The following is a 24849-nucleotide window of genomic DNA, read 5'->3' on the forward strand; positions in this document are numbered from 1 at the left end:
GGACGAACCGATTTCCCTTGGCGATGCGGCACACCGTCACGCCTCCGTCTTCGCCCAGTCCTCGGCCAGCAGCCCGAGGACCGCCTCATCCAGGAACTCACCGTGCACCCAGGCGGCCCGCCGCAGCAGCCCCTCCCGGACGAACCCGGCGCTCTCGGCGGCCCGGATCATCGGCTCGTTGTCCGCCAAGGTCTCCACCTGGGCCCGCTGGAGACCGCGCACCGTGAACACGTACCGGCACATCAGCCGGACCGACTCGGCGCCGTAGCCGCGCCCCCGGAAGGCGGGCAGCACGGCGAGTCCGAGGTGGGCCAGGCGGTTGTGGCTGTCGATCCCCCAGACGATCGCTTCCCCGGCCACCTCACCGGTCGCCGACTCGACCACGGTGAAGGCCGCGTGGTCGTCGGCGGGCTCGCCCACCGCGTACGGCGAGGAGCCGACCGGGGTCGGCCGCCAGGGGCGGGAGTCCGCCCTCGATCGGGTCAGTACGTCCTCGTACAACTTCTCGTGCAGTACCGGTACATCGGACTCAAGGCGGGCCCGCAGGCCGATTCGCTCTCCATGCAGCATGGGTCGGGTCTACCGAAACGGGAGGGGCGGCGGCAAGCGCATTACGGTTCCGGCCGGGTGCGATGATGCGCGGGTGGGAGGTGGGCGATGAAGGTCATCGGACTGATCGGCGGGATGAGCTGGGAGTCCAGCGCCGAGTACTACCGGCTGCTGAACGAGCTGACCCGGGAGCGGCTGGGTGGCCTGCACTCAGCCCGGTGCGTGCTCTGGTCGGTGGACTTCGCCGAGATCGAACAGCTCCAGGTGGCCGGCGAGTGGGATGCGGCCGGGTCCGTACTGGCAGACGCCGCACGGTCGTTGGAAGCGGCGGGGGCGGAGCTGCTGCTGATCTGCACCAACACCATGCACAAGGTCGCCGACCAGGTCGCAGCCGCCGTCGACGTCCCGCTGCTGCACCTGGCCGACGCCGCCGCGCTCGCGGTCCGGTCGGCGGGCCTGGGGCGGGTCGGGCTGCTGGGGACGGCCTTCACCATGGAGCAGTCGTTCTACCGCGACCGGCTCGCCTCGCACGGTCTCGAGGTCCTGACTCCGGACGCCCCGGGCCGGGCGCTGGTGCACCGGGTCATCTACGAGGAGCTCTGTCTGGGCGTCATCCGCGAGGAGTCCCGCGCCGCCTACCGGTCCGTCATCGCGGAGTTGGTCGTGCGGGGCGCCGAGGGAATCGTCCTCGGCTGCACCGAGATCGAGCTGCTGGTCTCCCCCGCCGACAGCCCTGTCCCGGTCTTCGCCACCACCCGCCTGCACGCCGAAGCGGCGGTCGCGGCGGCGCTCGGGCCCTGAACGCCGCCGACCCATCCCTCGTCCGGCCCGCCGGTCAGCCGCCGGAGAGCAGGTCGCGGAGCAGGGCCACGGTGTCGGGGTCGAGGTCGCGGCCGGTGCGGCGGCTGAGCGCGTCCAGGCGGTTGACCGCGCGGACGAGTTGGTCCCGGGCGCCGGCCGAGGCGTAGGCGTAGAACAGGTCGCGGTGCAGGAGTTCGATGTCGGGGGCGACGGCGAGGCCGCGGAAGATGGCGGCCTCGGCGGTGCGGTGGTCGCCGTACTGGAGGCGGCGGGCGGCCAGTTCGTGGGCGGTGTCGACGATGGTGGCGATCATGTCCTGGCGTTCGGGCTCCGCCCAGCCGTACGTGGAGCCGGGGGCCTCGGCGAACGGGGCGCCGCGGACCAGGGCGAGGGCGTGGGCCAGGGCCGCGTCGGCGGTGCTGCTGGTGCTGCGCATGCCGCGGCGGTAGAGGCTGCGGAACTCGTCCCAGTCGCAGCTCACGGTGGGGGCGAAGCTGTGGCCCTCGCCGCCGTCGAGCGGGAGGAAGGGCCGGCCCTCGGTGGACTCGCCCAGCCAGGCGGCCAGTTCGGCCAGTCGGGTGGGCAACGGGGTGACGGTGTGCTCGGTGGTGGTCGGGTGCGGGTCGAGGTGGGCGGCCCCGGGGTGCATAGCGCGGTCCAGGGTGGACTGGTCGACGCCTGGACGGAGCGCGAGCAGGGCGGCCAGTTCGGTCAGCCGGGCCTGGCCCTCGGGGCTGACCGGACCGGTGGTGCCGAGCACGTCGGGCGGACCGAGCAGACGGATCCGGGGGGCGGTGCGGGCCGAGTGCGCCTCGGGCGACCGCAGTATGGCCAGCAGGTCGTCACTGTCGGTACGGGGGGCCGGAGTCGGCGCGGGAAAGGCTGACCGGACCGGACGGGACGGGGTGGTGTCGGCCACCGGGGCGGCGGGCTCGTGGGTCGGGACCGGCTCCGGATCGGGCGTCGGCACCACCGGCGGCTCGACGGGCGGGACAGCGGCCGGGGCGACGTCACTCGGAACGACGGGCGGGGCCACCGCTGAGACGTCCGGAACGACCGGCGGAACGGCCACCACCGGGGTCACGGCAGGCGGGACGCGCGGCACCGGGCCGGGCGACTTGACGTGCAGACCGATCGAGTTGGCGGTGTGCCGGGGCGTGGCGGCCGGGCTGATGCCCGCGAACGGGCTGCTGCCGGTGCCGATCGCCCGGGCCACCGCCTCGATCGCGGCCGACTCGGCAGCGCTCGGTGCGCCGACCGATGCCAGCACCGGGACCGGCAGCGGGAGTTCGGACGGTTCGAGCTCCGCTCCGTCCAGCGTCCAGTCGGGCGCGGGCAGTTGGGTGGTGTCGGCCGAGGACCGGAGCAGGTCGCCGAGGCTGGCGTACTGGTCCTGGCTGAGCCGCTGCAGCTGCACCGTGAGGTGCAGGCCCGGGATGGTGGCGCTGCCGGTGCTGGGCAGCGTCCAGCGGGCGACCGGGCCGCTCCCGCGTTCGGGGGCGCGGGTGATGACCGCCAGGCAGGTACGCGGGGTGCCGTCCAGCAGCCGGCCCAGTTCGGTGGGCAGACTGCCGCTCGGCGGCTGGGCGGAGAGCACGATCTCCGGCACCCAGGCCTCGTCGTCCTGGCCCCTGCTGCGGGCGTCCCGGGGGCTGGCCGCCTCGGCGGCCACCAGGGTGGCACGGGCCCGAGCGGTCCGCGGTCCGAGCGCGGCGAGCGCGCCCTCCAGCGAGTCGTGCCGGTGCACCCGCTCCAGCGCGGCCCCGGCGATCGGCAGGTCCTCGGCCAGCCCGACCAGGTGCAGGTTCAGCCGGTCGGCGAGCGGGCTGTACGCCAACTCGGCGGCCAGCGTGCGCAGTACGTCGTGCGAGTCCTCCGGGTGGCCGGACAGGTGCATCAGCCGGACCGTCTCCAGATCGGCCAGCACCACCGAGCCGTCCGGCGAGCTGCCGAGGGTGACCAGCGCCGGGTACGGGGCGTTGTTCTTCGCCGCCTGGGACGCACTGAGCAGCTCGGACGAGTCCTCCGGGCACCACCAGACGTTCGGGGCGTGCGCGGCCCGGAACGGCGCGATCGGCGCGGCCGGGGCGGCGAGGTGCAGCTCGACCGTACGGCCCGGGGTGATCCGGGCCGCGACCAGGGTGGGCAGGCGCTTGCCGCCGCGGACGGTGTTCCGGGCCAGGGTGCGCAGGGACCGGTCCAGCAGCGCGAGTCCTGCGTCGTCCTGACGGACCTTCAGCTCCGCCTCGAAGGCGAGCGCCGGCGGGGCGGCCAGCGCGATCCGGTGCCGCGGCTTGCGGGCCCGCTGCTGGTCACCGCGCCGCCGGGCCACCGTGCCGACCAGGACGGCGGCCAGCACCACCCCGACGGTCGAGGCGGCCAGCGCCACGGAGTAGTCGTCGCTGGGCGCGTCCGCCTTGGCGGGGGTGTGGGCGGGGGTCTGGGCGGCTGCACTCGGCGCCTGGGACGGGACCACGGGACCCTGGGTGGCCGGGGTGGGTGCGGGCGTCGGGTCCGGGGTGACCGGCGCCGAAGGCTCGGGGGCAGGGGCGGGGGCGGGAGCCGGCGCGGGCTCGGGAGCGGGCGCAGGCGCGGGAGCAGGCGCACCGGGGATGGCGAGCACCATCCCCGGCACCACCACGTCCGGATCGGTCAGCCGCTCGCCGTCCGGCGCGGCCACGCCCTTGTTGGCCTCGAACAGCTTCGGCCACCCCTCCGCGTCCCCCAACTCCCGCTCCGCGATGGCCGACAGGGAGTCCCCCGCCTTGACCGTCACCGAGGCGTGCTGCGGCTGCGGCGCAGGGGCGGGCACCGGCGCGGGGGCCGGCGCCGTCTGAGCCTTGGCGTCGCCCGGCATCAGGAGCTGCCAGCCGGGGTGAATCGGCCGGTCCGCGTCGAAGGTCCGGCCCGAATCGTCCATCACCCGGCCGTCGTTGAGCTTGGCGATCTCCACCCACCGTTCGCCGGAACCGAGTTGGCGTTCGGCGATCGACCAGAGGCTGTCCGCCGGACGGCTGTCCCGTACGGTGTAGCCGGGCGCCGGGTCGGCCGCCGGGGTGAGTGCGGGTGCCGCCGGGGCGGCGGGCAGCGCGGCGTACTGCGGAGCGGCGGTCACCTGCGCGGGGGCCACCGCGACCGGGCGATCGGGCACCGCGGCGAAGGCGGACCCGGCCACCGGCAGCAGGGCCAGCACCGAGCCGACCAGTCCGGCCGCGATCCGCTGGCTCCAGCCGAAGGCGGGCAGCCTGCGGGCCACCCGGCCGCGCAGCTGGGCCGGGATCTCCAGCAGCACCGAGAAGGCGAAGCAGAGCCAGGCCACCCAGCCGATCGCGACCAGCGCCCAGAGGAAGAGCCGTCCGTCGTCCGGGGTGGTCAGCAACTCGGCCAGACCGTCGGTGCTCTGGCCGCCCATGCCGGCCACGGCGGTCGTCCCGTACACCAGCAGTGCGGGCATGCCGACCAGCAGGAGGGCCAGCAGCACCAGCGCACCGAGTGCGCTGAACACCGAACCGGCCGTCCGGCGACGGCGGTCGGGCCGGAGCGGCACCGGTCGCCGTCCGGGCGTACCGCTCGCGCTGCTGCTCGTGCCGGTCCGGTGCTGTTCCTTGGCTCGTCGCGCGGCCATCAGTCCTTCTCCGCTTCCGTGACACCGTGCGCCGTCACGGCCGTGCCGCGCCGACGCCCATCCAGAGTCCTGCCCGCACCCATTCAGGCAGTCTCCGCTTCCTTGACGCCGTGCACCAGAGTGGCCGAGCCGTGCCCGTGCACATCCAGCGACCGCACCGCGATCGCGCCCAGCAGGGTGGTCCGGTACGAGGCCCGGATGTCGACCACGACCGTGCGGCCGCCCACGAACCCCACCTCGGCGTGCAGGCCGTACGGCTGCAGGTAGGCGTCGGCCGCCCCCCGTGCGGCGGCCACGTCCCTGGCCAGCAGGAAGCCGTCGCCGCGCAGCAGCGCCGCCTCGTCCAGCTGCTGCCCGATCACCCGGGCCGCCTCCTGGGCCCGGGCGTCGGCGGTCTCGATCGCCCGCAACCGCCCGCCGGCCTCCAGCACGACCCCGATCATCAGCACCAGCCCGGCGGCGCAGATGGCCACGAACAGGCCGATGGAGCCGTCGTCGGTTCGTCGTACCCTCACGGGTTCCTCGCCTCCTTCCCCGGTTCGGTGCCCCGGTAGTGGTCGAGCACCGAGGTGAAACTGGCCGTCATGGTCTTGCTGCCCGGCACCGCGTCCATCAGCAGGTCGCTCAGCAGGACGGTGCAACTGACGCGCACCGTAACCGTGTTGAGTCGTCCGGTCGGCGTGTCCAGGGTGCCGTACTCGACCGGTAGGGTACTGAGTTCCCGACACCGCGCCTCCTGTCCCCCGACCGCCTCCCGCACCGCCTGGTCCGCCGCCTGCTGGGCCCCCTCCGGCGTACGGGCCAGCGAGGCCGCCCGGGCGGCCGACCTGGCTGCCGCATCAACTACCCCACCGGTGCTCTGGATACGCCCTGCCGCGATCGCGATCAGTACGAAGACGACCAGGACCGGCGCGACGATGGCGGCCTCCAGTGCGGCGCTCCCCCGATCGTCGGCCCCGATCCGGGCTCCCGCGCGGCGCCTCACGGCTGACCCACCTGGGGTACGAACTGCTCCCGGGGGGCAGTCACTTCGCGCGTGACCGTGAACCGGTCGAAGCCGGGCAGCACCGTCAGCGGGCGTACCTCGACGACGATCCTGAAGGTGCCGGGCGAGACGTCCTCCGAGACCACCGAGACCGGCTCCGCGAGATCGCCGACCCGGTCCAGGAACGCCCTGGCCCTGGCCTCCCCCGCCGCCGCGGTGCCGCCCCGGACCCGGCCCGCGTCGGCCCCCTCGCGGGCAGCGGTCTGCGCGGCCTGACCCGCGTACCAGAGCAGCGCGGCCTGGACCACGAGGAAGACCAGCCCGAGCACCACCGGGAAGACCAGCGCGAGACTGATGGTAAGCGCGCCCCGGTCCCCCCGGTGGTGCACCCGGTCCCCCAGGCGGTGCTCCCGGCCTCCCGGGCGGTGACGGTGCGGCGACGGGCGACGGTTCACTTGGGCGAGATCACCGCATCCTCCGGGACCCGGGATGTGACGTTCTTCGCCAGCGTCGCCAGCACGGCGAGCACCGCGACCGCGACCCCCACCAACACGATGATGGCAAGCGCGAGTTCGATGCTGATCGCACCCCGGTCGCCGGCGGCGCGGGCCGCCCGGGCCCGGCCGACCCGGTAGTGGAACATGAACAGGCAGAGCTTCACAGGCAGGAACAGTGCGGTGAGGAAGGTGCGCAGAGCGGCCATGGTGTGGTCTCCAGGTCGGCAGCAGGGACGGACGGGCGGACGGCTAGATCACGGTGAACATCTGGTACAGCGCGGGGAAGACGATGAGCACCGTCATGAGCAGGGTGAGCGCCGCGCCCGGCGCCACCATCCGCTCGCTGTCGGTGTTGGCCCTGGCCAGGTCCTCGGCGAGCAGTTCGTCGCGAAGGCTCTTGGCCCTGGCCCGCAGGGTGTCGTACACGGCGGCACCGTCACTGCCGGACAGCCGCATGATGTCGGCGACATCCTGAAGGGGCGTCAGACCGAGCTCGGTGGCGAGCGCGTCCAGCCCGTCCCAGGGCGGCAGCCGGTCGGTGGCGGCCCGCTCCAGCGCGTCCCTGATCCGGCGGAACACGGTGGACCGGCCGACCGCCGCCGCCCGTCGGAGCGCCTCGGCGGGCCCGCAGTCGGCGGCCCGCTCCAGCGCGACCAGTTCGAGGTAGGCGGCGATCCCGTGCAGGTACTCCGTCCGGGCCTCCTTGGCCTCGCCCGAGACGATGCCGTCCGGCAGCAGCCAGCCGAGCAGGGCCAGTGCGGGACCGGCCAGCAGCGGGACCACCCAGGGAAGTTGGAAGTCGACCAGGACGGAGATCAGCACCAGGTAGCCCGGCGTCATCAGCCCGATCAGCGCGAACAGCAGTTTGTGCGCCATGAACCGGGCCGGGGTCCGGCCGATCATGGACAGCTGCTGCCGGGGGATCCGGGCTCCCGGCAGCCGGAGCGAGCTCTGACCGATCCGGTCCACCCAGCTGACCCCGGGGTCGGTCAGCTCGGCGTGGTCCGCCGGGGTGCGGTGCAGCCGGTCCAGCGCCTGCCCCAGATCCGGTGGTGCGGGCCGCAGTTCGGCGGCGAGCGCGGCCAGGCCGCCGAGCAGCAGGGCACCGGCCAGTACGGCCCAGATCGAGATCATGCGCCCTCCTTCGCGAAGTGGCCGAGGGAGGCCACGTCCTGACCGCCGTCCTCCGCCGGAGCGGCCCGCACCGGGCGGGCCTTGCTCCGCCGGTCCGGCTCCAGCAGGCGCGGCAGCGGACGCTGGGTGGCCAGCTTGCGCATCCAGGCGATCACCAGCACGAACAGCACCAGCACCACCCCGAGCACCAGTTGTCCGAGCAGGGTGGAGTACGGCTGGGAGTACCGGGCGTTGAAGAACCCGGCCACCAGCACCAGCATGATGATCACCAGCAGCCAGCGAATGGTGGTGCGGTGCTTGGCCCGGTCCGCCTCGATGGTCCGGCGCTGCCGGACCTCCTCGCGGACCGAGGTGGCCAGGTCGGCCAGCGTACGGGCCAGCCCCGGGCCGCTGTCGCCCGCGCGCAGCACCAGCGCGGCCAGCACCTTGTCGGCGGTGGCGTCGCCCAGCGTGTCGGCGAAGGCTCGCAGCGCCTCCTCCGGGCGCCAACGGGACTGCAACCGGGCGCTCAGCTCGGCGATCTCGGCCTCCAGCGCGGGCGGCGCGGTTCGTCGGCTGGTGACGATCGCCTGGTTCAGGCCGACTCCCAACAGCAACACGTCGCCTAGTCGTTGGGTCCACTCGGCGAGTGCCTCCAAACGGTCGATCCGGTGCATGTCGGCGCGGGTGGCGCCGAACACCCAGGGCAGACCGAAGTCCAGCAGCGCGAGCAGTCCGATGGTGACCGGCGGCCGGCCGCTCAGGACCAGCCAGCCGCTGCCGACCACCAGCACCACGAGCTGCGCCGACAGCCGGCGCCGGGCCGTCGGGGCGAGCCGGGCGGACCAGGCACCGGCGGCCTCCGGCGCCACCGGTTCCCGCCCGTACAGCCCGGCCACCAGCGCGACCAGGCCGCCCGCCACCAGCAGCCCGCACAGGACGAAGAGCAGCATCAGCGCACCCCTCCGATCCGCAGGTTCAGCGGGGCGGGCCAACTCCCGTACGCGGACTGGAGCAGCCCCGCGTCGAAGCCCGCCCGGCGGAGGTCGTCCAGGCAGCTCGGCGGGGTGTGCGGCACGGCCCGGGGCTCGCCCAGGTCGGGGCGCGGGCCGAAGACGGTGTTGGTGGCCGGGCGGCCGCTCTCACCGAGGCCGGTCACCTCCAGGACGTGTGAGACGAAGCGGTGCCGACCGCCGCCGACGGCCGTCTCGTCCACCATCGCCACGTGCACGATCAGGTCGATCGCGTTGGCGGTGAGCCGGTAGGCCAGGCTGTCGGTCATGTGCGAGCCGTACTCCAGGCAGAGTTCGGCGATCCGGTCGACCACCATGTGCGGGCCGCGCGCGTGCAGGGTGCACATCGAGCCGCCCTCGCCGTTGGTCATCACCCGCAGCATCGGGACCACCTCGCCGGAGCGGACCTCGCCGACGATGATCCGGGACAGCGTCATCCGCAGGGCGGCCGGAATCAGTTCACCGATCGTCAGTTCGCCGGCGAGCCGCCCGTCCACCCGCTCGCCGTTGCCCTCCCTGGCCTCCATCGGAACCACCTGGCGCAGGTGACCGAGGGTGTGCAGCCAGAGTTCGAACTCCGACTCCAGGGTGCCGACCCGCTCGTCCGGCGGGATCTCGGCGGCCATCGCGCGCAGCAGGCTGGTCTTGCCGACCCCCTGGGTGCCGGTGATCATCACGTTCTTCCTGGCCCGGATGGCCGCGGCCAGGAAGGCGGCCAGGGTCGGGTCCACGGTGCCGAGTTGGACCAGGTCCGCGAGGGTCGCCGAGGCGACCCGGTGCCGGCGGATCGCCACGTACGGCCGGGGCGTCACCTCGGTGAGCGCCTGGAGGCGCATGCCGCCCTCCAGGCGCAGCGCCAGGGTCGGGCTGGCGGTGGACAGGCTCCGCTCGCCGCCGCCGTGCTGGCGGGCCAGGTCCTGGAGCAGCTCGACCAGTTCGCCGTCGCTCTCGGCCACCGGCGGGACCTGGCGCAGCGGTTGGTGCACCTTGGAGATCCACACGTCGTCGCAGCCGTTGATCAGGATGTTCTCGATGTCCGGGTCGTCCAGGTAGGGCTGCAGTCGACCGGCCCGGAACAGCAGGTCGTAGACGGTTTCGGCGAGTGCCCGGTCCTGCTCCCTGGTCGGCGGGATGCCGTGGGTCTGGGCGTACGCGTCGGACCAGCGGGCCACCGCCTCCTCGATCAGCGCCCGGCCGCGCTGCCGCCGGGTGGCGCCGTCCGCCTCGGCGCCCGAGGCGTCCGCCAACCGGGTGAGCTGCTGGTGCAGTTCGGCCGCGACCTGCCGCTTGAGCTCCCGGGCCACCTGCTGGTCGACCACCGGCTTGACCGCGACCGGCTGGATCACCGGAGCCGAACCGGCCGCGTTCGGCGCCGAGTGGACCGGCCCGGTGGCGAACTGGCCGACCGGGCTCGCACTCGGTATCACCGGCGGAGCGGCCGTCCAGGGCAGCCCGGCCGGATCGGCGTTCGCGGGCTTGTGCATCGGGTCGTACAGGGGGCTACCGCGCACGGAGCACCTGCCCGTACACCGGCGGCTGCGGCTGTGGCTGTGGCTGGTCGGACTGGCCGGGGAACGGCGCGGGCGCGGCAGGCTGCGGCACCGGCGGCGTCGGGTAGGGCTGCGGCGCCGGGTAGGCGTGCTGCGGGTACGGCTGCTGGGCGTACGGCTGCTGCGGGTACGACAACGGGTGCGACTCCGGGACGGGTTGGGCCACCGGCGGCGGCGCGGCGACGGGTGCCAGCCGCTGTCGGCGGCGCCTGACCAGCAGCTGGATCTGGTCGGCGGTGCTCCGGGCGGTCCGCATCAGCTCCGAGCGGATGAACCGCCGGTCGGTGGTGTCCCCGCCGTCGGAGAGCAGCCGGGCGGTGCGCGGCACGTACGGAAGCGCCCCGAGCACCGGGACCCCGAACTGCCGGGAGACCTCCGCCGCCGGGTACGGACCCTCGGCGACCAGCAGCAGGCCGAGCCCGTCCGCGCCGGTGCCCGCGTGCTCCAGGTCCTCGCGCAGTGCCGCCAGCCGGGGCCTGGTGGCGCTCAGCCCGCGCAGCGTGCTGCGGAGCGCGACCGCCACCACGTCGGCCCGCCGGGCCAGCACCGCGCCGGGCCCCTGCGCGCCGGAGCGGCCGAGGTCGAGGATCACGTCGTAGCCCTGCGGTTCGAGCGCGTGCAGCGCCTCCAGCAGCGGCTCCCAGGTGTACGCCAGGCCGGGCGCCTGAGCCGGGTCGGTCAGACCCGGCAGCAGCAGGCGGTCGCCGGTGCCGGCCGGGGAGAGGTCGATCAGCTGCTCCCAGAGGGTCTGGGCGAGCAGCCCGCGCCGGTCCGCCACGGCCAGGTTGCGCAGCCCGAAGACCGCCTCGACCCGTCCCTCCAGCGCACCGGCCAGCACCGCGCCGCCGTCCGGGTCGCACTCCACCAGCAGCACCCGGCGGCCCGGCTGGAGCGGCCACGCCAGCAGCAGGGCGAGCGCGCCGGTGGTGGCGCCGGGGGCGCCCGGGCCGCCGACCACCGCGATCACGGCCATCAGGCGGCGCTCCCGCTCGGCGCCGGGGCCGGTGCCGGGGCACCGGTGCCCGCGCGCGGCGCCAGGATGATCTGCAGCTTCCCGGTGGCGACCCAGGCGGCCAGCCGGGTGCCGTCGGCGGGCGCCACGGCCACGTCCACCACGACGCTGCCGTCGGTGTCGGCCTTGCCGACCGCCACCACCCGGACCGCGATCGTCTCCGGCGTGCGCACGGTCGAGCCGTTCTGGCCGGACTCCGGGGTGGAGACCACCAGCACCCGGTCCCCGGGTTGCAGCTTGGTGGCCGGGAGTTGGGTGCGCTTGGTGGCGACGCCGACCACGGTCTGGCCGGCCTCGACCAGCGGGTCGTCGGTCAGGTCGGCCTTCACCAACAGCGCTCCCCTGCGCAGGTCCCCGGTCGCGCGCAGCCCGACCGCCTTGGTCCGCTCCTGGGCGCCGAGCGGCCGCAGCACGGGGTCGGAGGCGATCCGCGCCACCACCAGGTCCTCGGCGCTGATCGCCTGGCCCTTCGGTACGTCACGGGCCAGTGCCAGCACGGCGATCCGCTGTCCGGTGCTGTTGTAGAGCACCGCCCCGCCGAGGCCGCCGGCCGCCACCATGGCCACCGCCATGGCCAGCACCGCAGGACGTCGCCGCCGGGCCCGCAGCGTGCGCGGCGGGGTTCGCGGCGGGATGCCTCCGGCGGTCGGGCCGGGCTCGGCGGCCGGACGGCCGGAGCTGACGGTCGTGGTGCCGGGGCTCGGCGAGGGGAAGGTTCGGTGCTCCACCGGGCTTCGGCCTTTCGTACGGGTGCGGGGTACCGGGGCGGTGCTGCTGGGTGCGTCCGCTGGTCGGGGGCCTGCTAGTTGAGCAGCTGGACTTCGGCGACCCGGAGCGGCAGCGGGCTCGCGGCCGGGACGGGGTAGTCGAAGCTGATCGAGGTGTTGTTGTCGCTCCGGGTGGCGGTGACCCGCCAGATCGCGGTGGCCACCAGGTAGAGCTTCCCGTCGGCGCGGTGCGCCGAGCTGCTCCGGTAGACGTACCTGCAGTCGGGCGACTCGGTCCGGCCCAGGTCGGCCCGGTACGGCGTACCGGCTCCGTCACAGCTGACCGTGTGACCGTCGTCCATGTCCCAACTGACCTGCCGGACCTGGGCGGTGGCGGTCACACTGATCACGTTGCCCTTGGCCGTGGCGCTCAGCGGGCCGACGCTGGCCGGGCTCCGGTCGTACCAGAGCCAGAGCGGCGCCCCGACCACCGCGTCGCCCGTCGGGGCGGCGTGCATGGCCGGCGGGGCCAGGTGCAGATTGGCCAGCGCCTCCCGGCGCAGGGTCACCACGTTGTCGCTCGGCGGCGGCCCGGCCGGGGCCGCGGCGAAGAACTGCGGGCCGCTCGCCTCGGTCGAACCGTCCCGGCAACTGACCTGGTAGATCTCGCCGGTGGCGGGATCGCGGCCACCCCAGGCCCGGTTGTCGGCGGGCGGCTTGGGGCTGGTCAGCAGGTAGTAGCAGCCGGTCGAGCCGCTGAACCAGCCCAGCTCGTCGTCCCAGCAGGCGATTTCCTTGTTCTGCCAGTAGCACTTCCCGGAGACGGTCTCGCCCTTGCCGCCGGGATTTCCGCTGCTGGTGCTGCCGGGTTCGTGGACGCTGATGCAGATGTCCCGGGTGGCGCACGGAGTCACGGTGCCGCCCGGTTCGTCGGCGGCGGCCGGGGTGATCGTCGCCGCCAGCATTCCGATCATCAGCAGGACACGAACCAAGATTCCTGGAGTTCTCAACACGACCGGGTCTCCTCGCGTTTGAAGTCCACGATCAGCCAACGCGAGTCCGCTTTTCGGAGCGTGGCCGTGGCGACGTACCGGGTCAGGCGCTGCGCCGGATCGCGCAGTGCCTTGGTGACGGCATCCGCCTGGTGCCAGTCGGTCACGTCGACACAGTCCGAGACGGTCGCGGTCGGCGGATTCTCGGTGAGCCGGACCGACGTCACCACGGGTGAGTTACGCGGGTTTCCGACCATCACCAGCTTCGCGTCGCGTAGCTGCTGACGCGTGATCAGGGTGCCGCTCAGCGCCTCGTCGGTGGCGAAGGAGCGCACCGCCGACGGGTCCTGTTCGGGTTGGCCGAAGGCCGCCGTCCGCGCCTCCCACCAGCCCTGATAGGCCCTCAGGACGACCCGGCCGACGGCTCCTTCGACGCCTTCGGTAGGAGCGTCCTGGACCGCCGTGGAGCCACCGGGGTTGACGGCTGGGACAGTTGGGGCGGCCGTGACGTCCGGGAGCCGGTCGGTCGTGCTGCCACCGTTACCGGCGCCGCAGGAAGTGAGCAGCAGCAGTGTCAGCCCACCGGCCCCAACCACCCCGGGGCGCACTGTAATTACGCGCTGCCGCATTAGCCCCACCTCATCACGGCCCACTCCGAACGGAGCGTCGACCGCAGCAGATATCCGCCGCCCGAACCACTGCTCACGAGGCATTGATTCTTCGCCAACCCGCCTCGCCCCGGCAACACCTCGGGCCCCCTGACCTTACGCGGAAGGTGGATCGGTTGGGGCACTTTCGCGCCACAGAACTGCCAACAGTTCCTCAGAAAGCGACAATCCGGCCAATGCGCCCCGTACGGCGGCCCGATTGCGCAGCAGCAGGCGCCCGTGTTCACCCGGCGTCAACAACCGCACCTGTCCCGCACCGTACGCCGACTCCGCCCAGCCGAGCTCCTGCTCCAGCGCCGGCTGGAGATCGACCGGGGCGACCGCCGCCGGGGCGCCGGGCAGACCGTGCTCCAGCACTCGGTCCAACGCCCAGCTGAACGAGCCCTCGCCGCCCGGCAGGACGGACTCCTTGCCACGGCGCGGCCCGGCGTACCTGGCCACCCGGCCCCAGAGCGGCACCCGGGAGTGGCTGAGCAGCTCGCCCGCACCCTCCTCGCCGCGCTCCAGCGCGGCCCAGGCGTCCCGGTCGGCGACCGCGTCCACCAGCAGCAGCGTCTCCTCCTGGTCGCCGTGCACCATGGTGCTCACCACCCAGTCCCAGGCCAGCCCGCGCCGGTACGCGTTCTCCGGGGTGGCACCGGCCGTGACCAGGGCGAGCCGGCGGCCGCGCGGATCGGCCGCGAGTTGGCCGAGCAGGCAGACCACCAGCCAGCGCGCGGGCCGCTGGGCGGCCGCCCGCAGTGCGGTGAGCATCGCGTTGGCGTCCGCCTCCGGCGGGACCAGCGTGACCCGACTCCCCCGGGCGCCCGCGTCGAAGCAGCGGCCGGGCAGCCCGGCCGCCAGCAGCTCGGCCCCGGCGGCGGCCCGGGCCGACCCCCCGTGGGCCCGCTCCGGCCCGCCGTCCGCGCCGATCACCACCAGTTCGATGCCGCCGCTCACCGGTCCCCACCCCCTCAGACCGACCGGCAAGTGGTGGGCGGCGTCGCGACGCCGGGGCACGCACCCCAACGGCTTCTCGTCGGTCGCCGATGCTCCGCATGGGCTCCCTCCTCGGCACCGCCGAGGCACGCACCCCAACGCCGCTCCTTACCCGCCCACCACTTGCCGGTCGGTCTTAATCGCCGCTTCCGCCGACAAGCTACCGGTACGCTTCCGGCCCCGTGGCCTTTCCTCCGGATTGACGCAGGCACCGGTGCAGGTGTTGACGCAGGTCAGCGACCACTCCGGGACCTTGGACCCTGGTGGTTCGGTTGCCCGGGCGACACCATCGGGGGATGGACCGAGACGACCGCGTGGAGCCGCTGAGCGAGGCGGACTGCCTGCAGCTGCTCCGCACCGTGCCCATCGGGCGCGTGGTGTACACCGAGCACGCGCTCCCCGCCGTTCTCCCAGTGGCCTTCGAACTCACCCCGGACGACCGGCTGGTCCTCGGTCTGCGCGCGGGCAGTTCACTGAGCCGCGCCCTGGACGGCACGGTGGCCGCCTTCCAGGCCGACCGGCTCGACCCGATCACCCGCAGCGGCTGGAGTGTCCTGGTGCACGGCCGGGCCGAGCTGGTCCGGGACGAGGCCGACCGCCAGCGGCTGCTGCGCAGCGGCCCCCGGCCGTGGTGCGGCGGCGGCGAGGAACGGACGTTCGCCCGGATCACCCCCGAGCTGGTCAGCGGGCGTCGGCTGGTGGCAGCCGGGCAGGCCCTGCACCGCACTCGCTGAGACCGGGCGCTGACAAGTGACCCGTCAGTAGGCATACTCTCCGTTGCCCCGTCAGCACCCCCCACCAGGAGCAGCCGTGACGACGTACGCCTCCCTCGCCGACCTGACCGCCGCGGTCGGCACCGAGCTCGGCACCAGTGAGTGGCACACCATCGACCAGGCCAGGGTCGACCTGTTCGCGGAGGCGACCGGTGACCACCAGTGGATCCACGTCGATCCCGTCCGCGCCAAGGAGAGCCCGTTCGGCGGCACCATCGCGCACGGCTACCTGACGCTCTCGCTGATCCCGGTGCTGGCCAAGGAGTGCTACGCGGTGGAGGGGATCAGGATGGCCCTCAACTACGGCTCAGAGAAGGTCCGCTTCCCCGCCCCCGTCCCGGTCGGCACCGCGATCCGGGCCACCGCCGAGCTGCTCTCCGCCGAGCAGGTCACCGGGGGCGTGCAGGCGGTGGTCCGCTACACGATCACCAGCGAGGGCAGCCCGAAGCCGCACTGCGTGGCCGAGACGATCACCCGGTTCTACCCGGCCTGACGGCTGGTCCGCCCAGCGGCCGGCGGCCGGCCTGACGGCTGGTCAGCGGGAGGTTACGCCGAACGGAGCGCCGGTCCCCGCCCCACCGGGTCGGTGCGGCATTTCGCCGGTAATGTCCGATGGAACGGACCAACCCCGCTCATGGAGGCGCCGTGCCCAGCTCCGCTGCCTGGACGTCCAGGGTCGCCGCTCTCGCCGCACAGCTCGCCGCCGGCCGGCCGCCGCTCCGGCAGCTCCCCCGCGACGCCTGGCGCCAGGTCCGTACCGAACCCTTCGGGACCGAACCGACCGGCGCCCGGCTGGCGCGGATCCTGGGCTCCCCGCACTTCGCGGACGGCGGCTTCCAGAATCCGGTACCGACCCGTCGGCTCGCCCGGGGGCAGTCCAGGTGGGAGCGGACCCGTCGGCAGTTCGCCGCCGGCCGGCACCGCAGGCAGCCCGCCGCCGCCGTCCCGCTGCACCGGCTGCTGCCGATCGAACTGGCCGGACCGCCCGCCGGCGGACTGCGGATGACCTGGCTCGGGCACGCCACCGTCCTGGCCGAACTGGACGGCCGCCGGGTGCTGTTCGACCCGATCTGGGGTGAGCGCTGTTCGCCGTTCGGCTGGATCGGGCCCAAGCGGCTGCACCCGATGCCGATCCCGCTCGCCGAGCTCGGCCCGGTGGACGTGGTGGTGATCTCGCACGACCACTACGACCACCTCGACCTGCCCACCGTGCGCGCACTGGCCGCCTCCGGCGCCGCCTTCGCCGTACCGCTCGGGATCGGCGCGCACCTGGAGCACTGGGGCGTCCCGGCCGACCGGATCACCGAGCTGGACTGGTGGGAGTCGGCCGAGGTCGCCGGGCTGACCCTGACCGCCACCCCCGCCCGCCACTACTGCAACCGCGGTCCCCGGACCAACCCGCTGGTGCTCTGGGCCTCCTGGGTGGTGGCGGGTGGCTCGCACCGGCTCTTCCACAGCGGGGACACCGGCTACTTCCCCGGCTTCGCCGAGATCGGCCGCCGGTTGGGCCCGTTCGACGTGACGATGATGCAGATCGGCGCCTACAGCGACCTCTGGCCCGAGGTGCACATGACCCCCGAGGAGGGTGTCCGGGCCCATCTCGACCTCGGCGGCGAGCTGTTGCTGCCGATCCACTGGTGCACCTTCGACCTGGCCCCGCACCCGTGGGAGGAGCCGGCCGAACGGACCGTCGCCGCCGCGAGGGCGCTCGGCGTCCAGTTGGTCGCGCCCCGTCCCGGCAAGCCCTTCGAGCCGGCCGACCCGCCCGCGCTCAAGCTCTGGTGGCGGGCGGTGGCCGCGATGCCCCGGGGCGCCGAACTCCTGGTCCCCGACGAGCTCTCCACCACCCCCGCGACCCACCAGGTCGAGGACGGCGGCGTCACGGTCTGAGGCGTGCCGACGGCACCGGCACCGTCACCGTCTGAACAGGACGATCCGCCAGGCCCCGTGCTGCACCAGCAGGGTGAGCATCCCGGCGAGCACGATCCCGAGCAGGTTCAGCAGCAACTGGACGGCCGAGCCGCCCGCCTGCGCGAAGTCCCCGTACCCGAGGGCGACCGCCGCGTTGGCGGCGGCCGGCACGGTGGTCACCGAGATCGCCACCCCGACCAGCGCTCCGGCCTTGGCCGAGGTGAGCGAGAGGAGGCCGGCCACACCGGCCAGGAACGCCACGACGAAGGACATCGCGTTGGGCTGCCAGATGAACGAGGTGTTCGGTCTGGCCGCCTCGAACTGGGCCTGGCTGAACAGCCCCAGCGCGTCCATCAGCAGCGAGAACCCTGCGGTCAGCGCCATCGCCACGGCGAAGCCGACCAGCAGCGCGGTCAGCGAACGCAGCGCGGGCCGTGGTCTGCGCTGCACCACCGCCACGCAGAAGCCCGCCAGCGGACCGAACTCCGGACCGACGGCCATCGCGCCGACGATCAGGATCGCGCTGTCCAGCACCGCACCGCAGGCCGCCAGCATGGTCGCCACGGCGAGGAACGCCAGGTACACGACGGTGAGGGTGGACTCCTCGCGGGTGATCTCGGAGACCGCCTCCCAGACCAACGCGTCCGCTCCCTCGCCCGGGGCCAACTCCTCGGCCCGTTCGGCCGCCTGGGAGATGGTCAGCTCCAGCTGCTGGACGTCGATCGCCCCGCGCTCGGCCAGACCGGTCTTCCGCAGCCCCGCCAGCACCTCGTCGGCCGCCTCCCTGGCCACGTCGCAGAGCACCACGTCCCCGCTCGGGCGGAGGGCGGCGTCGGGCAGCAGCACCACGTGGGTGACGCCGACCCAGCCGTCCAGACTGGTCAGGACGGTGTCGCGGAGGTCGGTGGGAACGATCAGTCGCAGATGCAGCACTGGGTCAGCCTAGGCGGTGCCTTCCGGATCAGCGGCTGGCGGTGGCGACGGTGCCCTGCTGGACGGTCTCGACCGTGGCGCCCACACCGAGGGTGCCGAGGGCGACGGACGCGGCCACGGCGGCGCAGGCGATGAAGCGGCGGTGCCGCCTGGGGAGCGGGAAGCGCGGTGCTTCCGGAACCACAGCGGCCGGGGCGGACTGAGCGTTCATGATGGTCAGCATTCCAGGGCGGTGTTAAACGGTGACGACGCCAGAGTGAAGTCTGGACGGGGGCCGGGCGTCCGGATACCGGTACCGGCATGGCTGCCCAGGATGACACCGCGCGGCCGGTCCGAGCGCGAACGATCAGCCCTGTTCGGCCCAGTTCACTCGGACGGGTGACCGTGCCCCTGACGGACGGTCAGGCCGCTTCGTACGGCGCCAGGACCAGCCGGACGACGTCCTCCAGTCGGCGGCGGGCGTCGTCGAGCGTGGTCCGGCCGGTCACCCAGGCGGTCAGCTCGCCCTGCCAGGAGTGGCCGACGATGTGCCGCACCAGCTCTCCGGCGGCCGGGGGCAGCCGGGGGCCGACCGCGTCCAGCGCCGCCCGGTCGGCCCGGGCCAGTGACTGCAGCGCCTCGCTGGCGAACGGGTCGGTGGAGGCGGCCACCGCCACCCTCAGCCTGGCCAGTTGGGGCTGCCGCTGGTAGGCGCGCATGCCGTGCCGGACGAACCGCACCACCCGGTCGGTCTCGGCCGGCCCGTAACGGGAGCCGCGCTGCTCGGCGACCAGGTCGGCGAGCAGCAGGCGGTGCCAGTCCGTGATCGCGGCGGCGAGCAGGTGGTCCTTGGAGGAGAAGTACCGGTAGGCGGTGCCGAGGGCCACTCCGGAGCGCTCGCAGACGTGCTTCATCTGGAGTCTCTCCACGCCGGCCTCGTTCACCAGCGCGAGGGCGGCCGAGATCAGGCTGTTGCGGCGTTCGAGCTGACGGGGCGACATCGCCTCCACCGGCCTTGGTGACAGGTCAACCTTGGTCACCCGCACCATGATACGGGCCCCGGTCGCCGGGGCGAACGGCGCCTGAACAGGCTCTAGACGCGCCGCTCGCGGACCAGTGCCTCCTGGACCGCCGAGGCCACCAGGTTGCCCTGCCGGTCGTAGAACTCGCCGTGCGCCAGCCCCCGGCCGTCCGAGGCGGACGGGCTGCGCTGGGCGAACAGCAGCCACTCGTCGGCGCGGAACGGGCGGTGGAACCACATGGCGTGGTCCAGCGAGGCCAGCATGATCCGGGCCGGTGCGGTGCGCTGGATCCGGTGCGGCTGGACGGTCAGCGCGGTGGTGGAGGCCAGGGTCAGGTCGGACAGGTAGGTCAGCGCGCAGACCTGGAGCAGCGGGTCGTCGCCGGGCAGCGGGCTGCCGGTCCGCAGCCAGACGAACTGCTGCGGGGCGCCGGGCAGCGCGGGCGGCAGGCCGGGGCTGTCGGCGGGTACGAACCGCAGGTCCAGGGTGCGGAAGGCACTCTGCCGGTAGTCGCTCGGCGCGGCCTCCGCCCAGGCCAGGAACGGGTCCGGCAGCTCCTCGGGCCCCGGCACCACGGGCATCGCCGACTGTCTGGCTCCCGGCGTGGGCTCGGGGAACTTGAACGAGGCGGAGAGCGTGAAGATCACCTCGTCGTGCTGAACCGCCGTCACCCGGCGGGTGGCGTACGAGAAGCCGTCCCTGGCCCGGTCCACCTGGTAGTCGATCGGGTGCCTCGGGTCCCCCGGGCGGAGGAAGTAGCCGTGCAGCGAGTGCACCTGCCGCTCGGGCTCCACCGTCCTGCCGGCGGCGGTGAGGGCCTGGGCCGCGACCTGGCCGCCGAACGCGCGCATCGGGGCCCCGGCGTGGCAGCGGCCACGGAACAGGTTCTCGTCCAGCTGCTCGATCCGGAGCAGGTCGACGAAGGAGCTGGCCGTCTCCCCGGTCTCAGGCACTTCGCTGGCGTCCATCACGCGCCACAGCGTACGCCACCTCAACTGGAACAGGTTCCAGAACTCAGCCGGCCACCAGCGGCCGGGAGTGCCGCCCAGAGCCGGGCGGTTGCGGGAGCTCCGCCTCCGGCGCGTAGCGGGCGGCGGGGGCCCGGAGCAGCCAGGCCCGGCCGGCCGGGGCGATCAGCTGCATCCGGTGCAGCAGGTCCAGCGCGTCCCGCCGGAAGGCGGTCAGGTCGGCCAGGTAGTCCCGGCGCCAGCCGGACCGCAGGCCGTACTCGTCGGTGACGTCCCCGAGCGCGCCGTCTATCAGGGCGTCCGGGATCAGCACCGCCGGGGGCGCGGCCTCGCCGGAGAGCGGGCGCAGCTCCTCGACCAGCCGGGCGGCCAGCAGCAGCGCGGCCTGCGCCACCGTGCCGGTACCGGGGAGCGCCAGGTCGGTCAGCTCGTCGGCCGGGTCCAGCAGTGCGACGCCCTCGGCCCTGATCTCCGCCTCGAGACCGAGGAACTCGGCGAACAGCTCGGCCTCGGGCTCCAGCCGGCCCTGCAGCCAACTCCGCTGCTCCGGCGTCAGTTCGTCCAGCAGCACCACCGGCGTCTCGGCCAACCGCCGCCGGACCGCCAGCGCTGGCTCGGCGGGCGTGGGTACGGCCAGCGGGGCGAGGGCTTGGGCCAGCTCCGGGTCTGGTACCCCGTCGGCCGTCAGCACCTGCCACTCGACCAGCTGCTGACGGACCCCCGGTACGTCCAGCGCGGCCGGCCGCTGCTCGGCCACGGCGGCCAGCGCGCGCACCAGCGCGGCGTACGAGCCGGGCGTCCACGCCGTGTCGCCGACCGGCGGCAGGGCCCGGCCGGGCAGCGGGGCCTTGTGCAGTCGGGCGTGCCGGGCACCGACGGTGAGCGGGTAGCCGAGCACGGTGGCGAACCGCTCGGTCAGCCATCCGGCGTGACGGGCGATCAGGGGGAAGCCCGCGCCGTGCGGACCGTCGGCGGCGACCAGCGGCTGGGCGGCGAGCAGCCGGGCGGCGGTGCGGCGCTCGACCGCGATCTCCTGCGGGGTGCTGCCCGGGGAGTGCTCGGGCTTGCGGTGCCGCCCGCGCCGGCCGCCGCCCTCGGGGGCGCCGCGCCGGGCCAGTGCCCCGCTGCGGCGGCCGCCCTCGCGGGGCCGCAGGCCCGCCGGGTGATGGACCGTCGGGCCGTGCCACCAGCTCAGCTCGGCCCCGGCCCGCGGGCCGTCGGGCAGGGCGCCGCCCAGGTGCCTGGCGCCGTAGAGGCCGAACGCGGCGGTGAACAGCTCGTCGGCGGTCTGCTGGTCGGCGGCCGCCAGCCGGGCGGCCAGCAGCTCGGCGGCGCCCCGGCCGGAGCTCTGCGCGGGCACTCCGGCGATCGCGTCGGCGGTGAGCCGCCCCGCCCCCGTCGCGCGTCCGCCCGTTGCCACCGTCGGTGCCTCCCCGGCCACGACCGTGTCCTCGTACCGCTCCATGTCGCCCACCAGAGTAGACGGTGGCCGAGCCCGCTCGTGGCACCCGCGCGCCGATCCGGCCCGATCTCTCCTACGCGTCGGTAACAACCCCTTCCGCAGGCCGCCCGCCGTCACCTATCGTCCTGGGCATGCCGAACCTGCCCAACGTCGTGCTGTGGTCGATACCCGCCTTCGTGCTGCTCACCGTCCTGGAAGTGGTCTCCTACCGCTTCCATCCGGACGAGGAGGAACAGGGGTACACCGTCAAGGACACCGCGACCAGCCTGAGCATGGGCCTGGGCAGCCTGGCCTTCGACGCCGCCTGGAAGATCCCGATCGTGGCGATCTACTCAGCGCTGTACGCGCTGACGCCGCTCCGGGTGCCGGTGCTCTGGTGGACCGTGCCGCTGATCCTGCTGGCGCAGGACTTCTTCTACTACTGGTCGCACCGGGGCCACCATGTGATCCGGATCCTCTGGGCCTGCCACGTGGTGCACCACTCCAGCAAGCACTACAACCTCTCCACCGCGCTGCGGCAGCCCTGGACCAGCGCGACCACCTGGGTGTTCTACGTCCCGATGATCCTGGCGGGGGTCCATCCCGCCGCGCTGGCGTTCTGCTCCTCGGCCAACCTGGTCTACCAGTTCTGGATCCACACCGAGCGGATCGACCGGCTGCCCCGCCCGCTGGAGTTCGTCCTCAACACGCCCTCGCACCACCGGGTCCACCACGCCTCGCAGGGCGGCTACCTGGACCGCAACTTCGGCGGCATCCTGATCCTCTTCGACCGTCTGTTCGGCTCGTTCACCCCCGAGACCACCAAGCCGGTCTACGGACTGACCAAGAACCTCAGCACCCACAACCCGCTGCGGGTGGCCACCCACGAGTACGTCTCGATCGCCCGCGACCTGGCCGCCGCCACCACCTGGCGGGACCGGGTCCGCCACCTCGTCAACGGGCCCGGCTGGCAGCCGGGCCCGACCGACCGCCCGGAGGGCACCACCGCATGACCATCACCGGCCGACTCCGCACCGCCCGTGGCCTGCTCTCCGCCTTCGCGATCACCTCCGCCACCCACCTGGGGGCGATCGCCACCGGCGCGAGTGCGCTCCAGTACGCCACCAAGCCAGCGCTGATGCCCCTGCTGGCGGGGTGGGTCGCGGCCCGGGCCGAGCAGGCACCGCAACTCCTCGTGCCCGCGCTGGCGTTCAGCACCGGCGGGGACGTGCTGCTCCAGGTCGGTGGCGAGGCCGCGTTCCTGGCCGGGATGGGCTCGTTCGCGGCGGCGCACCTCTGCTACGTGACCATGTTCGTGAAGCTCGGAGCGCTCGGCGACCGGCGCCGCACGGTGCTCACCGCGCTGGCCTACGCGGCGGCCTGGGGGGTGATGATCAGTCAGCTCTGGCCCGGTCTCGGCGACCTCAAGATCCCGGTGGCGGTCTACAGCCTGCTGCTCTCCTCGACCGCCGTCACCTCGGCCGGCCTCGGCTGGCGGACCGGCCTGGGCGGGGCGCTGTTCCTGCTCTCCGACACGCTGATCGCCACCGATCTGGCCCACTGGAAGGCACTGCCCGGCCACGGCGTCTGGGTCATGGCGACGTACATCGCGGCGCAGTACCTGCTGGCCGATGGCACCGTCCGGGCCGCCGAGCCCGAGCAGACGGCGGTCAGCGCCCCGCTGGCGACGGCGGGGCGCTGACCGCCGGGCGGGCGCCGGGGTACTGACGGCGGATCAGAGCGTGGTCCGGCGCCGGAGCAGCCAGAAGCCGCCGATCCCGGCACCGACCAGGGCACTGCCGGCCGCCAGGTCGGCCGGGTCGGTCCTGAGCGACCCGCCCAGGCCGGTCTTCATCGGGCCGGTCGGCAGCTTACCCGCCTCGGCACCCGCGCCGGAGTACGAGGCGGTCCTGACCTCGACCGCGCCGCTGAAGGTGTCGTGGTTCGGGCAGCTGCCGTCGATGCCCCAGCTGGAGTTCCGGCCCCCCTTGGCGGCGAACTCCTCCTTCGAGGCGAGCAGCGCCTTGCCGCTGTACTTGCCGTCGGGGCCGACCGTCAGGGTCGCGCTTCCGGTGGAGAACGCCTGCGAACTGGCGGTGATCGTCTTCACCGAGCTGGTGTCGCAGGTGACGCTGACCGTCACGCTCTGGCCGGGCCCCGCCTCGGCGGGGTGCACCCAGGCCGGCTCGACGCTCTTGGCCGCCGCGAGGGGCGCCGCGAGCCCGAGCAGGGCGGCGACGCCCAGCAGGGTGGTGGCTGTACGCGAAGCGCGCATGCCGTACCTCCAGGTTCTCGGGGTGCAGCGCGGGGACTCCGTCGTCCCCGCATGCGAGCGGCTACACCCTGTCACCCGTGACGCTAGGCAGCGCCGCCCCGGACGGCCACCCTTCGGGCCCATCCGGGGGGGCGCACCACGGCTCGGACCGCCGGCCCGGAGCGCCGGGCTCAGAGCTCCAGGTCCACGACCACCGGGGCGTGGTCGGAGGTGCCCTTGCCCTTGCGGGCCTCGCGGTCCACGTAACTGTCGGTCACCGCGTCGGCGAAGGGCTTGTTGGCGTAGGTGAGGTCAATTCGCATGCCGAGGTTCTTCGGGAAGCCGAGCCCGCGGTAGTCCCAGAAGGTGTACGGGCGGTCGTACTTGAGGGCGCGCGGCATCACGTCCTGCAGCCCGGCCTCGCGCAGGGCCGCCAGCGCGGCCCGCTCGGCGGGGGTGACGTGGGTCAGCCCGGCGAACAGGGCGGGGTTGTGCACGTCCTCGTCGGTGGGGGCCACGTTGAAGTCGCCGAGCACCGCGAACGGGCGGTCGCCCGCCGCGTCCTCCAGCACCGCGCGGCGCAGCGCCTCCAGCCACTCCAGCTTGTACTGGTAGTGCGCGTGGTCCACCTCGCGGCCGTTCGGCACGTACACCGACCAGACCCGGACCGGGCCGCAGGTGGCGGCGATCGCCCGGGGCTCGGTGTCGGGGATCAGCGCGCCGTCGGCCAGGAAGCCGGGCTGCTCGGGCAGGTCGCGGACGACATCCTCCAGACCGAGCTTGGAGAGCACCGCCACGCCGTTCCACCGGCCGGCGCCGTGGGCGGCGGTGTCGTAGCCGAGCTCCTTGACCGCCTCGTACGGGAACGCATCCGAGGCGCACTTGAGCTCCTGGAGGCAGAGCACGTCGGGCTTGGCCGACTCCAGCCACTCCAGCAGCTTGGGCAGCCGCGCGGTGACGGAGTTGATGTTCCAGGTGGCGATGCGGACGGTCACGGCGGGCGGCCTTCCCGATGGGTGCTTCGGACGAGGTGGGCACCCCGGGGGTGCCCACCTCCGAACATACCGCCCGGCAGTGA

At 73.9% G+C, this 24849-nt stretch carries 27 protein-coding genes; 6 read left to right on the top strand and 21 right to left on the bottom strand.

Annotated elements, in window-relative coordinates:
* Positions 1 to 36 precede the first annotated feature (36 nt).
* A complete protein-coding gene (locus ACKUU6_RS05530; RefSeq protein WP_407987314.1) occupies positions 37 to 570 on the bottom strand; it encodes a GNAT family N-acetyltransferase in 534 nt (177 codons plus the stop codon).
* Between the two features lie 87 nt (positions 571 to 657).
* On the opposite strand from ACKUU6_RS05530, the gene ACKUU6_RS05535 reads away from it, so the two are divergent.
* Entirely contained in the window at positions 658 to 1350 is a 693-nt protein-coding gene (locus ACKUU6_RS05535) for an aspartate/glutamate racemase family protein (RefSeq protein ID WP_407987315.1), read from the top strand.
* 34 nt (positions 1351 to 1384) lie between these two features.
* On the opposite strand, the gene ACKUU6_RS05540 is transcribed toward ACKUU6_RS05535, so the two are convergent.
* The 13 genes from ACKUU6_RS05540 to ACKUU6_RS05600 all read right to left on the bottom strand — a co-directional run bounded on the left by ACKUU6_RS05540 (position 1385) and on the right by ACKUU6_RS05600 (position 14451).
* Positions 1385 to 4975, bottom strand: coding sequence for a BTAD domain-containing putative transcriptional regulator (locus ACKUU6_RS05540; protein ID WP_407987316.1), 3591 nt, complete (start codon positions 4973 to 4975; stop codon positions 1385 to 1387).
* An 83-nt stretch (positions 4976 to 5058) separates the two neighbouring features.
* Positions 5059 to 5490 (bottom strand): hypothetical protein, encoded by a 432-nt coding sequence (locus tag ACKUU6_RS05545; protein WP_407987317.1) that lies wholly within the window; start codon positions 5488 to 5490, stop codon positions 5059 to 5061.
* Positions 5487 to 5960: a TadE/TadG family type IV pilus assembly protein gene (locus tag ACKUU6_RS05550; protein ID WP_407987318.1), complete on the bottom strand. Its 474-nt coding sequence runs from the start codon at positions 5958 to 5960 to the stop codon at positions 5487 to 5489. The genes ACKUU6_RS05545 and ACKUU6_RS05550 overlap by 4 nt, the downstream gene beginning before the upstream one ends.
* Entirely contained in the window at positions 5957 to 6415 is a 459-nt protein-coding gene (locus ACKUU6_RS05555; RefSeq protein WP_407987319.1) for a TadE/TadG family type IV pilus assembly protein, read from the bottom strand. Before ACKUU6_RS05555 ends, ACKUU6_RS05550 begins: the two co-directional genes overlap by 4 nt.
* Complete coding sequence (locus ACKUU6_RS05560) at positions 6412 to 6663, bottom strand: hypothetical protein (protein ID WP_407987320.1); 252 nt, start codon at positions 6661 to 6663, stop codon at positions 6412 to 6414. Before ACKUU6_RS05560 ends, ACKUU6_RS05555 begins: the two co-directional genes overlap by 4 nt.
* Positions 6664 to 6706: 43 nt before the next feature.
* Positions 6707 to 7591, bottom strand: a complete 885-nt coding sequence (locus ACKUU6_RS05565; protein ID WP_407987321.1) for a type II secretion system F family protein — start codon at positions 7589 to 7591, stop codon at positions 6707 to 6709.
* The gene (locus ACKUU6_RS05570; RefSeq protein ID WP_407987322.1) at positions 7588 to 8523 is read right to left on the bottom strand and encodes a type II secretion system F family protein; all 936 of its coding nucleotides are present in this window, start codon (positions 8521 to 8523) and stop codon (positions 7588 to 7590) included. The genes ACKUU6_RS05565 and ACKUU6_RS05570 overlap by 4 nt, the downstream gene beginning before the upstream one ends.
* Positions 8523 to 10094, bottom strand: coding sequence for a CpaF family protein (locus ACKUU6_RS05575; protein ID WP_407987323.1), 1572 nt, complete (start codon positions 10092 to 10094; stop codon positions 8523 to 8525). The genes ACKUU6_RS05570 and ACKUU6_RS05575 overlap by 1 nt, the downstream gene beginning before the upstream one ends.
* Positions 10084 to 11106 carry a hypothetical protein gene (locus ACKUU6_RS05580; protein WP_407987324.1) on the bottom strand — a complete coding sequence of 341 codons (1023 nt, stop codon included), beginning with the start codon at positions 11104 to 11106 and terminating at the stop codon, positions 10084 to 10086. Before ACKUU6_RS05580 ends, ACKUU6_RS05575 begins: the two co-directional genes overlap by 11 nt.
* Positions 11106 to 11873, bottom strand: a complete 768-nt coding sequence (locus ACKUU6_RS05585) for a flagella basal body P-ring formation protein FlgA (RefSeq protein ID WP_407987325.1) — start codon at positions 11871 to 11873, stop codon at positions 11106 to 11108. The genes ACKUU6_RS05580 and ACKUU6_RS05585 overlap by 1 nt, the downstream gene beginning before the upstream one ends.
* 74 nt (positions 11874 to 11947) lie before the next feature.
* On the bottom strand, positions 11948 to 12826 hold the full coding sequence (locus ACKUU6_RS05590; protein ID WP_407987326.1) for a hypothetical protein: 879 nt from the start codon (positions 12824 to 12826) through the stop codon (positions 11948 to 11950).
* Positions 12827 to 12858: 32 nt separating this feature from the next.
* The gene (locus ACKUU6_RS05595) at positions 12859 to 13440 is read right to left on the bottom strand and encodes a hypothetical protein (protein WP_407987327.1); all 582 of its coding nucleotides are present in this window, start codon (positions 13438 to 13440) and stop codon (positions 12859 to 12861) included.
* A 168-nt stretch (positions 13441 to 13608) separates the two neighbouring features.
* Positions 13609 to 14451 carry a hypothetical protein gene (locus tag ACKUU6_RS05600; protein ID WP_407987328.1) on the bottom strand — a complete coding sequence of 281 codons (843 nt, stop codon included), beginning with the start codon at positions 14449 to 14451 and terminating at the stop codon, positions 13609 to 13611.
* A 335-nt stretch (positions 14452 to 14786) separates the two neighbouring features.
* On the opposite strand from ACKUU6_RS05600, the gene ACKUU6_RS05605 reads away from it, so the two are divergent.
* The 3 genes from ACKUU6_RS05605 (at position 14787) to ACKUU6_RS05615 (ending at position 17153) form a co-directional block, all read left to right on the top strand.
* Positions 14787 to 15224 (top strand): pyridoxamine 5'-phosphate oxidase family protein, encoded by a 438-nt coding sequence (locus ACKUU6_RS05605; RefSeq protein ID WP_407987329.1) that lies wholly within the window; start codon positions 14787 to 14789, stop codon positions 15222 to 15224.
* 76 nt (positions 15225 to 15300) lie between these two features.
* The gene (locus ACKUU6_RS05610; RefSeq protein ID WP_407987330.1) at positions 15301 to 15756 is read left to right on the top strand and encodes a MaoC family dehydratase; all 456 of its coding nucleotides are present in this window, start codon (positions 15301 to 15303) and stop codon (positions 15754 to 15756) included.
* A 152-nt stretch (positions 15757 to 15908) separates the two neighbouring features.
* Complete coding sequence (locus tag ACKUU6_RS05615; protein WP_407987331.1) at positions 15909 to 17153, top strand: MBL fold metallo-hydrolase; 1245 nt, start codon at positions 15909 to 15911, stop codon at positions 17151 to 17153.
* Positions 17154 to 17177: 24 nt separating this feature from the next.
* On the opposite strand, the gene ACKUU6_RS05620 is transcribed toward ACKUU6_RS05615, so the two are convergent.
* From ACKUU6_RS05620 to ACKUU6_RS05640, 5 genes are all read right to left on the bottom strand, one after another.
* Positions 17178 to 18107 (bottom strand): DUF389 domain-containing protein, encoded by a 930-nt coding sequence (locus ACKUU6_RS05620; protein ID WP_407987332.1) that lies wholly within the window; start codon positions 18105 to 18107, stop codon positions 17178 to 17180.
* A gap of 28 nt (positions 18108 to 18135) precedes the next feature.
* Positions 18136 to 18318, bottom strand: a complete 183-nt coding sequence (locus ACKUU6_RS05625; protein ID WP_407987333.1) for a hypothetical protein — start codon at positions 18316 to 18318, stop codon at positions 18136 to 18138.
* A gap of 190 nt (positions 18319 to 18508) precedes the next feature.
* Positions 18509 to 19126 carry a TetR/AcrR family transcriptional regulator gene (locus ACKUU6_RS05630; RefSeq protein ID WP_407987334.1) on the bottom strand — a complete coding sequence of 206 codons (618 nt, stop codon included), beginning with the start codon at positions 19124 to 19126 and terminating at the stop codon, positions 18509 to 18511.
* 53 nt (positions 19127 to 19179) lie between these two features.
* Entirely contained in the window at positions 19180 to 20076 is an 897-nt protein-coding gene (locus ACKUU6_RS05635; protein ID WP_407987335.1) for an acyl-CoA thioesterase, read from the bottom strand.
* 46 nt (positions 20077 to 20122) lie between these two features.
* The gene (locus tag ACKUU6_RS05640) at positions 20123 to 21541 is read right to left on the bottom strand and encodes a DUF2398 family protein (protein WP_407987336.1); all 1419 of its coding nucleotides are present in this window, start codon (positions 21539 to 21541) and stop codon (positions 20123 to 20125) included.
* A gap of 128 nt (positions 21542 to 21669) precedes the next feature.
* On the opposite strand from ACKUU6_RS05640, the gene ACKUU6_RS05645 reads away from it, so the two are divergent.
* Positions 21670 to 22530 carry a sterol desaturase family protein gene (locus tag ACKUU6_RS05645; RefSeq protein WP_407987337.1) on the top strand — a complete coding sequence of 287 codons (861 nt, stop codon included), beginning with the start codon at positions 21670 to 21672 and terminating at the stop codon, positions 22528 to 22530.
* Positions 22527 to 23219 carry a lysoplasmalogenase gene (locus ACKUU6_RS05650; protein ID WP_407987338.1) on the top strand — a complete coding sequence of 231 codons (693 nt, stop codon included), beginning with the start codon at positions 22527 to 22529 and terminating at the stop codon, positions 23217 to 23219. Before ACKUU6_RS05645 ends, ACKUU6_RS05650 begins: the two co-directional genes overlap by 4 nt.
* Before the next feature lie 33 nt (positions 23220 to 23252).
* Here the strand turns inward: ACKUU6_RS05650 and ACKUU6_RS05655 are convergent, their stop codons facing one another.
* Positions 23253 to 23792 carry a hypothetical protein gene (locus ACKUU6_RS05655; RefSeq protein ID WP_407987339.1) on the bottom strand — a complete coding sequence of 180 codons (540 nt, stop codon included), beginning with the start codon at positions 23790 to 23792 and terminating at the stop codon, positions 23253 to 23255.
* Between the two features lie 170 nt (positions 23793 to 23962).
* Positions 23963 to 24766 (bottom strand): exodeoxyribonuclease III, encoded by an 804-nt coding sequence (locus ACKUU6_RS05660; protein WP_407987340.1) that lies wholly within the window; start codon positions 24764 to 24766, stop codon positions 23963 to 23965.
* Between the last annotated feature and the right edge of the window lie 83 nt (positions 24767 to 24849).

It is taken from the genome of Kitasatospora sp. CMC57, from assembly GCF_045866025.2.
Lineage (GTDB): Bacteria > Actinomycetota > Actinomycetes > Streptomycetales > Streptomycetaceae > Kitasatospora.

What these genes read in the sequence shown, in the direction of transcription:
- ACKUU6_RS05560 (WP_407987320.1), bottom strand. Translation starts at nt 6,663, where the DNA reads ATGGCCGCTCTGCGCACCTTCCTCACCGCACTGTTCCTGCCTGTGAAG.
- ACKUU6_RS05580 (WP_407987324.1), bottom strand. Translation starts at nt 11,106, where the DNA reads ATGGCCGTGATCGCGGTGGTCGGCGGCCCGGGCGCCCCCGGCGCCACC.
- ACKUU6_RS05640 (WP_407987336.1), bottom strand. Translation starts at nt 21,541, where the DNA reads ATGGAGCGGTACGAGGACACGGTCGTGGCCGGGGAGGCACCGACGGTG.
- ACKUU6_RS05625 (WP_407987333.1), bottom strand. Translation starts at nt 18,318, where the DNA reads ATGAACGCTCAGTCCGCCCCGGCCGCTGTGGTTCCGGAAGCACCGCGC.
- ACKUU6_RS05540 (WP_407987316.1), bottom strand. Translation starts at nt 4,975, where the DNA reads ATGGCCGCGCGACGAGCCAAGGAACAGCACCGGACCGGCACGAGCAGC.
- ACKUU6_RS05645 (WP_407987337.1), top strand. Translation starts at nt 21,670, where the DNA reads ATGCCGAACCTGCCCAACGTCGTGCTGTGGTCGATACCCGCCTTCGTG.
- ACKUU6_RS05655 (WP_407987339.1), bottom strand. Translation starts at nt 23,792, where the DNA reads ATGCGCGCTTCGCGTACAGCCACCACCCTGCTGGGCGTCGCCGCCCTG.
- ACKUU6_RS05605 (WP_407987329.1), top strand. Translation starts at nt 14,787, where the DNA reads ATGGACCGAGACGACCGCGTGGAGCCGCTGAGCGAGGCGGACTGCCTG.
- ACKUU6_RS05635 (WP_407987335.1), bottom strand. Translation starts at nt 20,076, where the DNA reads ATGGACGCCAGCGAAGTGCCTGAGACCGGGGAGACGGCCAGCTCCTTC.
- ACKUU6_RS05565 (WP_407987321.1), bottom strand. Translation starts at nt 7,591, where the DNA reads ATGATCTCGATCTGGGCCGTACTGGCCGGTGCCCTGCTGCTCGGCGGC.
- ACKUU6_RS05530 (WP_407987314.1), bottom strand. Translation starts at nt 570, where the DNA reads ATGCTGCATGGAGAGCGAATCGGCCTGCGGGCCCGCCTTGAGTCCGAT.
- ACKUU6_RS05650 (WP_407987338.1), top strand. Translation starts at nt 22,527, where the DNA reads ATGACCATCACCGGCCGACTCCGCACCGCCCGTGGCCTGCTCTCCGCC.
- ACKUU6_RS05590 (WP_407987326.1), bottom strand. Translation starts at nt 12,826, where the DNA reads ATGATCGGAATGCTGGCGGCGACGATCACCCCGGCCGCCGCCGACGAA.
- ACKUU6_RS05570 (WP_407987322.1), bottom strand. Translation starts at nt 8,523, where the DNA reads ATGCTGCTCTTCGTCCTGTGCGGGCTGCTGGTGGCGGGCGGCCTGGTC.
- ACKUU6_RS05535 (WP_407987315.1), top strand. Translation starts at nt 658, where the DNA reads ATGAAGGTCATCGGACTGATCGGCGGGATGAGCTGGGAGTCCAGCGCC.